This is a genomic window from Alteribacillus sp. JSM 102045 (assembly GCF_041949975.1).
In the GTDB taxonomy this organism is placed as follows: Bacteria; Bacillota; Bacilli; order Bacillales; family Marinococcaceae; genus Alteribacillus.
On sequence record NZ_JBHFQG010000030.1, the window covers coordinates 37991 to 48679 of the forward strand.

At 40.2% G+C, this 10689-nt stretch carries 9 protein-coding genes and 1 pseudogene; 1 reads left to right on the forward strand and 9 read right to left on the reverse strand.

Going from position 1 to position 10689, the window contains the following annotated elements:
* Window positions 1-143: 143 nt before the first annotated feature.
* The 4 genes from sdhB to ACE1TI_RS16790 form a co-directional block, all read right to left on the reverse strand.
* Window positions 144-905 (reverse strand): succinate dehydrogenase iron-sulfur subunit, encoded by a 762-nt coding sequence (gene sdhB / locus ACE1TI_RS16775; RefSeq protein ID WP_375008707.1) that lies wholly within the window; start codon window positions 903-905, stop codon window positions 144-146.
* A complete protein-coding gene (sdhA, locus tag ACE1TI_RS16780; RefSeq protein ID WP_375008708.1) occupies window positions 902-2683 on the reverse strand; it encodes a succinate dehydrogenase flavoprotein subunit in 1782 nt (593 codons plus the stop codon). Before sdhA ends, sdhB begins: the two co-directional genes overlap by 4 nt.
* A 14-nt stretch (window positions 2684-2697) precedes the next feature.
* Entirely contained in the window at window positions 2698-3327 is a 630-nt protein-coding gene (locus ACE1TI_RS16785) for a succinate dehydrogenase cytochrome b558 subunit (RefSeq protein ID WP_375008709.1), read from the reverse strand.
* Window positions 3328-3793: 466 nt separating this feature from the next.
* Window positions 3794-5146 (reverse strand): TrkH family potassium uptake protein, encoded by a 1353-nt coding sequence (locus tag ACE1TI_RS16790; RefSeq protein ID WP_375008710.1) that lies wholly within the window; start codon window positions 5144-5146, stop codon window positions 3794-3796.
* Between the two features lie 112 nt (window positions 5147-5258).
* Here ACE1TI_RS16790 and ACE1TI_RS16795 point away from each other — a divergent pair, with 112 nt between their 5' ends.
* Complete coding sequence (locus tag ACE1TI_RS16795) at window positions 5259-5648, forward strand: DUF2507 domain-containing protein (protein ID WP_375008711.1); 390 nt, start codon at window positions 5259-5261, stop codon at window positions 5646-5648.
* Window positions 5649-5870: 222 nt separating this feature from the next.
* Here the strand turns inward: ACE1TI_RS16795 and uvrC are convergent, their stop codons facing one another.
* The 5 genes and pseudogenes from uvrC to ACE1TI_RS16820 all read right to left on the reverse strand — a co-directional run.
* Window positions 5871-7589, reverse strand: a complete 1719-nt coding sequence (gene uvrC / locus ACE1TI_RS16800) for an excinuclease ABC subunit UvrC (RefSeq protein WP_375008717.1) — start codon at window positions 7587-7589, stop codon at window positions 5871-5873.
* Between the two features lie 60 nt (window positions 7590-7649).
* The gene (locus tag ACE1TI_RS16805; protein ID WP_375008712.1) at window positions 7650-8036 is read right to left on the reverse strand and encodes a DUF488 domain-containing protein; all 387 of its coding nucleotides are present in this window, start codon (window positions 8034-8036) and stop codon (window positions 7650-7652) included.
* 356 nt (window positions 8037-8392) lie between these two features.
* Complete coding sequence (gene trxA, locus ACE1TI_RS16810; RefSeq protein ID WP_375008713.1) at window positions 8393-8707, reverse strand: thioredoxin; 315 nt, start codon at window positions 8705-8707, stop codon at window positions 8393-8395.
* Window positions 8708-8881: 174 nt separating this feature from the next.
* Window positions 8882-10207 carry a S8 family peptidase gene (locus tag ACE1TI_RS16815; RefSeq protein ID WP_375008714.1) on the reverse strand — a complete coding sequence of 442 codons (1326 nt, stop codon included), beginning with the start codon at window positions 10205-10207 and terminating at the stop codon, window positions 8882-8884.
* A 312-nt stretch (window positions 10208-10519) separates the two neighbouring features.
* Window positions 10520-10689 (reverse strand): annotated as a pseudogene (locus ACE1TI_RS16820) (electron transfer flavoprotein subunit alpha/FixB family protein); the annotation flags it as partial.

Sequence of the window (10689 nt, forward strand, 5' to 3'; positions counted from 1 at the left end):
AAATGTGAAAGGGCAGGCTTAGCACAACAAATAAAGCCGAGGACTTTTATTATATGAAAGATTCCCCGATCCGTTCTTATCATAAATCTTAAAAAAAAACGATCCCGCAACGACAGGAACCGTTGCAGGATCGTTTTAGTATATTACATTTTGTCGCTTCCAAAGAAATTCTTGAATGATTGCAGAGCAGTGTCACGATTTAAAGCTGCAATGGAAGTCGTGAGCGGAATGCCTTTCGGGCATGACTGCACACAGTTTTGGGAGTTACCACAGTTAGCAAGTCCTCCATCGCCCATAATCGTTTCCAGGCGTTCCGCTTTATTCATTTCTCCTGTTGGATGAGCATTAAACAAACGAACTTGAGACAGCGGAGCCGGGCCGATAAAGTCAGAATTATCATTGACGTTAGGGCAGGCTTCAAGGCATACACCGCAAGTCATACACTTAGACAGTTCATACGCCCACTGCCGTTTGTTTTCAGCCATCCGAGGGCCAGGACCAAGGTCATACGTACCATCAATCGGAATCCAGGCTTTCACTTTTTTCAGTGAATCAAACATTCTGCTTCGGTCTACCATCAGATCTCTAATAACCGGAAATGTTTTCATCGGCTCAAGACGTATCGGCTGTTCCAGCTGATCTACCAGCGCCGTACAAGATTGGCGCGGCTTACCGTTAATAACCATGGAACAAGCTCCGCAAACCTCTTCAAGACAGTTCATATCCCAAATGACCGGCGTTGTTTCTTTACCATTTGCATCCACCGGATTTCGGCGGATTTCCATCAATGCAGAAATAACGTTCATGTTAGGACGGTGGTCAAGCTCAAATTCCTGCACATAGGAATTGCTTTCCGGTCCTTCCTGACGAGTAATTATAAAACGGACCTTTTTATCTTCACTCATTTGTTACCAGCTCCTTGCTTGGACCCTGTTTTACTTTTCGAGTAATCGCGTTTACGAGGTTTAATTAAAGAAACATCAACGTCCTCGTATTCAAAGTCAGGCCCATGTTTTGCAGGATTATATTTCGCTTTGGTTGTTTTTAAGAATTCTTCATCATTACGTTCAGGGAATTCAGGTTTATAATGTGCTCCGCGGCTTTCATTACGGTTATAAGCTCCAAGCGTAATTACCCGTGCCAGGTTAAGCATACCTTTCAGCTGACGGGTAAAGGAAGCAGCCTGGTTGCTCCATCTCGCAGTGTCAGTCATATTAATATCTTTCCAGCGCTCCATCAGCTCTTGAATTTTTTCATCTGTTTGAAGGAGCTTTTCATTTTCACGTACAACCGTTACGTTATCTGTCATCCATTCACCAAGCTCTTTATGAAGAACGTAAGCATTTTCTTTACCTTCCATCTTCATAATGCTTTCAAAGTTTTCCTGCTCTTTTTTCTTCTCATTTTCATATAAGGAAGAAGAAAGATCTTCTGAAGCTTTTTCTAATCCGCTTATATATTCAACTGCTTTTGGACCTGCCACCATACCGCCATAAATAGCAGATACGAGTGAGTTTGCCCCAAGTCTATTAGCACCATGCTGAGAATAATCACACTCACCTGCAGCAAAGAGGCCAGGGATGTTAGTCATTTGATCGTAATCAACCCACATACCGCCCATAGAATAGTGAACGGCAGGGAAAATCTTCATTGGAACTTTTCGAGGGTCATCCCCCATGAACTTCTCATAAATTTCCATAATTCCACCGAGTTTAATATCTAACTCTTTCGGATCTTTATGAGACAAATCCAAGTAAACCATGTTTTCGCCATTAATACCAAGCTTCTGTTCTACACATACATCAAATATTTCGCGTGTGGCAATGTCACGCGGCACCAAGTTACCATAAGCTGGATACTTTTCTTCAAGGAAATACCAAGGCTTACCGTCTTTATATGTCCAGACACGACCGCCTTCTCCACGGGCAGATTCACTCATGAGACGAAGCTTGTCATCCCCCGGAATCGCTGTTGGGTGAATTTGAATGAATTCTCCGTTAGCATAGTAAACGCCCTGCTCATATAGCTTGGAAGCAGCAAAGCCTGTGTTGATAACAGAGTTTGTAGATTTACCAAAAATAATCCCCGGTCCGCCTGTTGCCATGATAACTGCGTCTGCCCGGAAGCTTTCTATCTCCATAGAACGAAGATTTTGAGCAGAAATACCGCGGCAGCGTCCTTCTTCATCCAGAACAGCTGAAGTAAACTCCCAGCCTTCATATTTATTTACAAGACCAGCTACTTCGTAACGGCGTACTTGTTCATCTAAAGCATAAAGAAGCTGCTGACCTGTAGTCGCACCTGCAAATGCGGTACGGTGATGCTGTGTTCCACCAAAACGACGGAAATCAAGCAAGCCCTCTGCTGTGCGGTTAAACATAACCCCCATGCGGTCCATTAAATGGATGATACCAGGAGCTGCTTCTGTCATCGCTTTAACTGGCGGCTGATTGGCAAGAAAATCACCGCCGTAAACCGTATCATCAAAGTGTTCCCACGGGGAGTCACCTTCCCCTTTCGTATTAACTGCTCCGTTAATGCCGCCCTGGGCACAAACAGAGTGAGACCGTTTTACCGGAACGACAGAGAAAAGGTCTACCTGCTTGCCTGCCTCCGCTGCTTTTATCGTCGCCATAAGCCCTGCCAGGCCTCCGCCGACTACGATAATTTTACCATTGCTCATTTAAGACCCACTCCTTAAATATTGGCTAAATCAGGATTGATGAAAGCAAGCAATGCTCCCATCCCTACAAAAGACAGTGCTATAAAGATAGCAACCGTTGCATAAGTGGCAATTTGCTGTGAACGAGGACTAACAGTAATACCCCAGGACACAAGGAAAGACCATAGTCCGTTTGAAAAGTGGAAGGTAGCAGATAAAACCCCGATTATATAAAAGATCAACATAAAATTACTGCTTAGTATATCTGCCATCATATCATAATTTACTTCTGCACCCATAGCAGCCTGCACACGTGTTTCCCAGACGTGCCATGCAATAAAAACGACTAAGTATACTCCTGTTATTCTTTGTACTAAAAACATCCAGTTTCGAAAGTATCCATACCTTTTTGTATTGCTTTTCCCCTGAAAAACAATATAAAGCCCATAAATAGCATGAAACAAAATTGGAAGATAAATAATAAAAATTTCCAGAAAAAGTCGAAACGGCAAGTTTTCCATAAAGTGAGCAGCTGCGTTAAACGCTTCAGCTCCACGTGTTGCGAAAAAGTTTACCGTTAAGTGCTGGACTAGATAAACTCCGATTGGAATAACACCCAGCAGGGAATGGAGCCTGCGATTCATAAATTCACGGTTTTCAGCCATGCTAATGTTCCTCCCCAAAGTTTTTTTCCAAATTTTCCTGTGATGTGATTGCTTTTCTCTTACCTTTATCCGATCAAACAACCTCCCGTTTTTCCAAAGGCTTGGCTTATGCATTCCCGTAAAAATCATTACAAAAGAAAAACAGCTGTTTATCAACGATGCAGAACAGACTGTTTTCTTTTCCACAATTGGCATATGTATAGAAAACGCACCTTACCTTTGGAGTTAATCCTGATATCTGCGTCCCTTCTGTATTTATACAGAAAGAATATGAAAAAAAGAAAAGTGAATGAGACTGATTAGTCTGACGAATCAGCATTGTTCCCCTTTCTTTTCATAAATCCGACAAATTTATTGTACTCCCAGTTTCATGGCTAGTCAAGAAAACGGATACAGCTTTTCAAACCAAAAAACCGGCATCCTATGCCTCTGACATAAGAAACCGGCTTATTGCTTTTATTTTTTATTATCCAATAATCATACGCTCAGTCGGATATTTATAATGTGATTTTGTCTCTTTTTTCTTAACAGAAAACAAGAAAACCAATATACCAACACGTCCGATAAACATTAATGCCATTAACAAAACATGACTCCTGTGCGACAAATCCGGCGTCACACCGGTCGATAATCCACACGTACCAAAGGCTGAGCTGGCCTCGAATATGATTTCAATTAATTCTACATTTTTATTTCCTTGTTCAAAAGCACTTATCATCGTTACTGCCGCAAATAATCCAAACAAGAAAAATGAAAGAACCATAAACGCTTTCTGCTTATCTTCAGGATGAATTTCTCGTCCAAAAACCTTCACATCACTTTTTCCCAGTGCAAAGCTTCTAATAGCAAGAAACATCACGGCAAGAGTAGTGGTCCGGATCCCGCCGCCTACACTGGATGGGCTCGCTCCGATAATCATTAAAGAAGAGATAAACAACATCGTTGGGAGCGTATAATCCGCCACATCCATCGTCACTAAGCCTGCACTTCTTGCAGTTGCAGAATTAAAAATAGAATAGAAAAACTGCTGGTGCCAGGCCATTTCATCATAAAATAAATTTCTTTCAAGCACCCATATTCCTACCGCTCCAAGAATAAATATTAAAAAGTACGTTGTTACGGTTACTTTAGTAAATAAGCTGAATTTAAAGTGATTTCCTTTTGTCATGAAGTATTCTCTAACTTCCATTAAAACAGGAAAGCCAATCGCACCCGCAAAAATAAGAAGCAGAATGATAAATTGAACATAATAATCGTTTGCAAACGGAATTAATGACTGCCCGGTAACATCAAAGCCTGCGTTTGTAAAAGCACTTAATGCTCCAAAGGCCCCCTGGTAATAAGCTTCCGCCGGAGTATCAAAATATTGAAGATAGTAGGTTCCCAAAATAAGAGCTCCTACGGTTTCTATAGCTAATGCAAGGAGAATAATCCCCCGCATCAGTTTAACCATTCCGGAAAACTGGTATTGATTTTGGTCTACCATGATTAAAAGACGTTTGGATAAATTGATTTTTCGTCCAAATAACATCCAAACAAAGGTACCAAGAGACATTATCCCAATTCCGCCCAGCTGCATAGCAAGAGCCAGAAAAAAAACGCCTGTATAACTTAGTGTCTCAGACACATTAATCACCGTTAAACCAGTAACGCTTACGGCTGAAACGGACGTAAATAGTGCTTCCATATATGTTAAGTTCACTCCGCTTTGCTGGGAAAAAGGGAGCCACAGCAAAAAGCTGAACAGAAACATAGATAGTATGTATGAACCAATGATCATCCTAAAAGGAGTCATAAAATGTTCTAATCCCTTTTTCATATCGCTTACCTCCGAAAGAATTCGGGCTTTAGTATATCATTTCTATTATGCGGAAGCTATAGAGATTTCTAATTTTAAACGGTATAATACTATTGGGGAAAGGACGGTTAGAATGGAAGAAAAAGAAAACAATAATTCTAATTTCAGCTATACACTGCTTCGCAACACATTAATCCCTGAGCTATTAGGACAGGAAGAAGCTGACATTTTGTACTGGGGCGGCAAAACGATAGCAAGAAAATATCCAGCAGAAAACATAGAAGATATTCTTACTTTTTTTCAAAAAGCAGGATGGGGAGAACTTACAGCAGCAAAAGAAAAGAGAAGAGAATTTCACTTTGATTTGAAGCTTCCACAAGCGAAGGAGCACCAAGAAATGGACCGGCATCTGGAAGCAGGATTTCTAGCAGAGCAAATCGAGAAATTAAAAGGAAAAACAGCAGAAACATACATAATGGAAAAAAAGAAACAAATAACCTTTGAAGTCCATTGGGACAGATAACAATATACTTCCGTTCTAAATTAATAGAAAAACTTTGCTTATTGCATTTTAAAAAGAAACTTTCTAAACAGGCCACGCGTCCGGCTGCAGCATGGCATTAGTACGTCCTGTACGGTTGAAAAGCCGTTAATTTTACTTATACTGTTCACTAATAAAATATTTATATTCTAACTGTGCAAAGAAAAAGCATCCACTTTGAAACAATCGCTCAAAGCGGATGCTTTATTCAGTTTCATTTAATCGTTTTATAAGTTCTGCTGACACCTGGTCCGGAAGAGAAATCTTTCGGAAATCCTCTAATGATGCTTCTTTTATTTTTTTCATGGATCCGAAATGTCTGAGCAGAAGCCGTTTTCTTTTTTCTCCAATGCCTTGTACTTCATCAAGTACAGAGGTAAACATATTCTTTTTTCTCGTCTGGCGGTGAAAAGTAATCGCAAAACGGTGGACTTCATCCTGAATACGCTGCAGTAGGTAAAAGGCATGGCTGTTTCGTTTGAGAGGAACAATTTGCGCCGGATCCCCCATAATTAGCTCAGATGTTTTGTGCTTTTCATCCTTTGCCATCCCTGCAACGGGAACAGATAAACCCAGTTCATCCTCTAAAACACTTTTTGCTGCGCTCAGCTGGCCCTTTCCTCCATCGACTAATATTAAGTCCGGCAGGGGGGAACCTTCTTTTAGCAGCCGAACGTACCGCCGGCGGATAACTTCCTTCATAGAAGCATAATCATCAGGACCTTGAACATTTTTCACTTTGTATTTTCGATAATCCTTTTTAAAAGGCTTGCCATCCATAAAGCTAACCATTGCAGCTACCGGATCAGTACCTTGTATATTCGAATTATCAAATGCTTCAATACGGTGGGGCACATCAATTCCAAGCGCTTCGCCAAGATCTTCGATTGCTTTAATTGTACGCTTCTCATCTCTTTCAATCAGCTCAAAACGTTCTTTCAGAGCCTGTACTGCATTCTTTTCGGCAAGACGTACCAGCTCCCGCTTCTTTCCTTTTTTCGGCTGTATCGCTTTTGTTTCAAGTAAATGCTCCGCTAATTTCAGATCTAAACCTTCTGGAAGAAGAACTTCTTTTGGTTTTATATGTTCTTCTTTTAAATAAAACTGCCCTAAAAATGTAAGGAAATCCTCTTCTGGAGCTTGATAAAAAGGAAAAATAGATACGTCTCTTTCAATTAACTTGCCCTGCCTTACAAAAAATACTTGAACGCACATCCAGCCCTTATCATAAGTGTAAGCAAAGACATCTCTGCTGACCTGGTCATTAATAGTCATCTTTTGTTTTTCCATGACCGCATCGATATGCTGTATTTGATCCCTCATCTCTTTTGCCCGTTCAAAATTTAACTCCTCTGAGGCTTCTTCCATTTTTTTCTGAAGCTCTTTTTTCACGTCTTGATGACCGTTGTTTAAAAAACGAACCATTTCGCCCACTAGATTTTTATTGGTCTCTTGTGTCACTTCGAATTCACAAGGAGCAAGACACTGTCCTATATGATAATAAAGACAGACTCGGTCTGGAAGGGTACGGCATTTTCGAAGCGGATAAAGACGGTCAAGCAGTTTTTTTGTTTCATTGGCAGCTCCTGCATTCGGATAAGGGCCAAAATATTTTCCGCCATCCTTTTTCACTTTTCTCGTAGTAATTAGACGGGGATGCGTTTCATTGGTAATTTTCAAATAAGGATAAGATTTATCATCTTTTAAAAGAACATTATATTTCGGTTCATGCTTTTTTATAAGATTCATTTCTAATATAAGAGCTTCTACGTTTGATGACGTAATAATATATTCAAAATCCTGGATTTCACTAACGAGCCGCTGGGTTTTCCCGTCATGAGTGCCTGTGAAATAAGAACGCACCCTGTTTTTTAATACTTTTGCTTTCCCCACATAAATAATGGTGCCGTGTTTGTTTTTCATCAAATAACAACCAGGCTGGGCAGGGAGAACGGATAACTTTTCTTTTATTTGACTCAACCCTTACACCTCACGTTTTGTCTGCTTTTTTCTGATATCATCATTTATCCAGTCTCTTAATAACACGGCATGGTTATATGTTTCATTTTTTGATGCATATAAAAGTGTAACTTTTCCACAAAAAGCCAAGTTTACAAGTTCATTGTAAGCTTCTTTGCTTTTATTGTTTGATTGTAGTTCGTTTTTATATTTTTTGGCAAATAATTCATATTTTTCTTTGTCGTGATTAAACCATTTACGTAATTCTGAACTCGGAGCAGCCTCTTTTACCCAGTCATCCAGAGCTGCTTGTTCTTTAGAAATGCCGCGGGGCCAAATTCGGTCTACTAATACTCGTTTGCCGTCTTCCTTTGAGTTGTTTTCATATATACGTTTAATCACAACCGCCATATATCTTCCCTCGCGATTCCATTAGAATTAGAAGTTTATGCCTTTGTGACACTCGTTTTACTTTTCTGTTTGTAGAAGAAAAACTCGGTATATCGCAATTTAAAGGAAACCGCCTAAGTTAAAGGAACTTATGCTACATTCGCGAACGTCGACGCACAGGATGTGCTAATGTCGCCAATGACACACAGGACGTGGCGTTTTTGGCGACGAGTGTGCAACGCAGAAGTCACCACATCGTGTGGAAGTACGTCCTGTACGTTGAATGCCGTAGTTATGCTTATACTGTTTCCCATCAAAAAAGATATGCTTTTCATAAAAAAACTGCTGACTCTATGTTCAGCAGTTTTTCATCCTTTTTAAAGATGCTTATTTAAAAGCTCAACCAGCTGTTCTTTTGGCTGGAATCCTACTACTTGCTCTACTACTTCACCGTCTTTAAAAACAAGCAGTGTCGGGATGCTCATTACCCCGTATTTACCTGCTGTTTCTTGGTTTTCATCAACATCAAGTTTCGCAATTTTGATTTGCTCTCCCATTTCGGAATCGATTTCTTCCAATACAGGAGCAATCATTTTACAAGGTCCGCACCATGGCGCCCAAAAGTCAGCAAGCACAACACCTTGGGATGTTTCATCAGCAAAATTTTGATCTGATACGTTTACAATTGCCATTAAAAAAGTCCTCCTTTAAGCTTGCATTCAATCTTTCATAGCTATTATAGCATTTGGGATAATTCGTTGCTAATATATTGCTTTGATTAATGTACCCTGCCTATTCTAATTGTAAACGTCTGTTCTTTTAAATAAGTGCTTTCAAAAAAATTAGCAGGATGTACCAGCCTTCTTTTAAATACTTGAAATTGTGTTTTTGGCGTTTATATAACCTGCTCCATATATATTCGGGTCTCTGTCAATCCACAGATCCGTTCCCTCTTTTAATGCGTTTTTTATTCTGTTGGGAGTAAGCTGTGGATCATATTCTAACAGTAAAGCAATCACACCTGCACAGATTGGAGCCGCCATAGAGGTGCCAGATAGAATAAAATAATCTTCTCCTTCACGATTAGCTTTTTGCGTTTTATCAATAAAAGAGTTTGGAGAACGTAACGAAGTAATATTAACTCCAGGTGCTAAAATATCTGGCTTTGACTTCCCATATATGGTAGGCCCTCTACTGGAAAAATCAGCTGCCTCATCGTCATCTCTTAATTCTGTTTCCTGGTCATCTAACGCTCCAACGGTTATAATGGTTCCGCTGATACCAGGACTTGCGATTGTCTGCTCTTCAGGTCCTTCATTACCGGCAGCAGCAACGACAACAATGCCAGAATCCCAGGCTTTATCTACCATTTTAACCATTGGGTCATCTTTTTCACTTTCATGTCTCTGAGCAGCACTTCCTAAAGACATGCTTATAATATCAATGAAATTTCCTTCTTCTTTGTTGTAATCAATACACCATTGAATTCCTTGCATAACTGTTTCCAGAGTACCAGATCCTGCCTTATCAAGCACTTTTACTCCAATGAGATTCGCTTCTGGAGCGGGTCCTTTATATTGGCCTAAGGACGCCGACCCATTGCCTGCCACACAGCCGGCACAATGTGTTCCATGTCCATTATCATCACAGGGATCTGATTTTTCTCCGATAAAATCAACAAAGCCGATAATGCGACCGGCCAGATCCGTGTGCGGATATATTCCTGTATCTACAACGGCTACTGTTGTCCCTTTCCCTGTTAGTTCTTTATCATTTCTATTTATTCTTCTTGCATTTGCAGCTGTTACCGCGGTATCTAATAAAGCTGTCACTTTACGATTTAAATATACTTTTTTAATATGATTGCACGTCTCTAGCATTTCAGCCATGATTCCCGGGGTCACATCCGCACTGCAGCAAGATACAATGGAAAATTCTTTTCTTACTCCGCATCGTCTTTTTCCATTAATTAATCGGCAAACTTCATCATAGCCCGTTTGATAATGATCCTGACCAAATTCAATGATTACTGACATCTGCTTCCATTTACTTATATATTTTTCAGTGAGGTTATGCAGAAAACAAGGCATACTTTTAAAAGGTTCATACAATTGCAAAATTTCATCTTTTAACGGCCGATCTAATTTTGCACCGTTTGAACGCACGGTTTGTATCATTTTGTAACCAAACATGCTATCCCTTCCTTTCTACAGTTTGGTATGTCTTACCTTATGAGAAAGGAAGGGTACCAGAAACGGCAGTTTGTCTATGCTGATAAAATTGAGAAACGTGTACTGCGCAAAACGAGGAAATATTTAAAGCCGGATTCGTCTCGTTCCGTTCCATATTAGAAAACTACGGCATATCGCCGAGTCCTTATGAGAATGCCGTAGTTTTGCTTATACTGTTTACCAATATAAAAGTTATACTTTCCTACAGTACAAAAAAAGAGCCATCCTATGACTCAGGCTGCTTTTGGGATGGCTCCTTCTGTTAAAACTGCTTTACGTTGTTACTTTTTTAAATTCTTCTGTCAGCTTAGGAATTACTTCAAAGAGATCACCGACGATGCCATAATCCGCTACTTCAAAGATCGGAGCTTCCGGGTCTTTGTTGATCGCCACAATCACTTTCGAATTCGACATTCCGGCAAGGTGCTGAATCGCTCCAGAAA

Excerpts from the sequence above, each read along its gene's own strand:
- sdhB (WP_375008707.1), bottom strand. The coding sequence starts at position 905 with ATGAGTGAAGATAAAAAGGTCCGTTTTATAATTACTCGTCAGGAAGGA.
- sdhA (WP_375008708.1), bottom strand. The coding sequence starts at position 2,683 with ATGAGCAATGGTAAAATTATCGTAGTCGGCGGAGGCCTGGCAGGGCTT.
- ACE1TI_RS16785 (WP_375008709.1), bottom strand. The coding sequence starts at position 3,327 with ATGGCTGAAAACCGTGAATTTATGAATCGCAGGCTCCATTCCCTGCTG.
- ACE1TI_RS16790 (WP_375008710.1), bottom strand. The coding sequence starts at position 5,146 with ATGAAAAAGGGATTAGAACATTTTATGACTCCTTTTAGGATGATCATT.
- ACE1TI_RS16795 (WP_375008711.1), top strand. The coding sequence starts at position 5,259 with ATGGAAGAAAAAGAAAACAATAATTCTAATTTCAGCTATACACTGCTT.
- uvrC (WP_375008717.1), bottom strand. The coding sequence starts at position 7,589 with ATGAAAAACAAACACGGCACCATTATTTATGTGGGGAAAGCAAAAGTA.
- ACE1TI_RS16805 (WP_375008712.1), bottom strand. The coding sequence starts at position 8,036 with ATGGCGGTTGTGATTAAACGTATATATGAAAACAACTCAAAGGAAGAC.
- trxA (WP_375008713.1), bottom strand. The coding sequence starts at position 8,707 with ATGGCAATTGTAAACGTATCAGATCAAAATTTTGCTGATGAAACATCC.
- ACE1TI_RS16815 (WP_375008714.1), bottom strand. The coding sequence starts at position 10,207 with ATGTTTGGTTACAAAATGATACAAACCGTGCGTTCAAACGGTGCAAAA.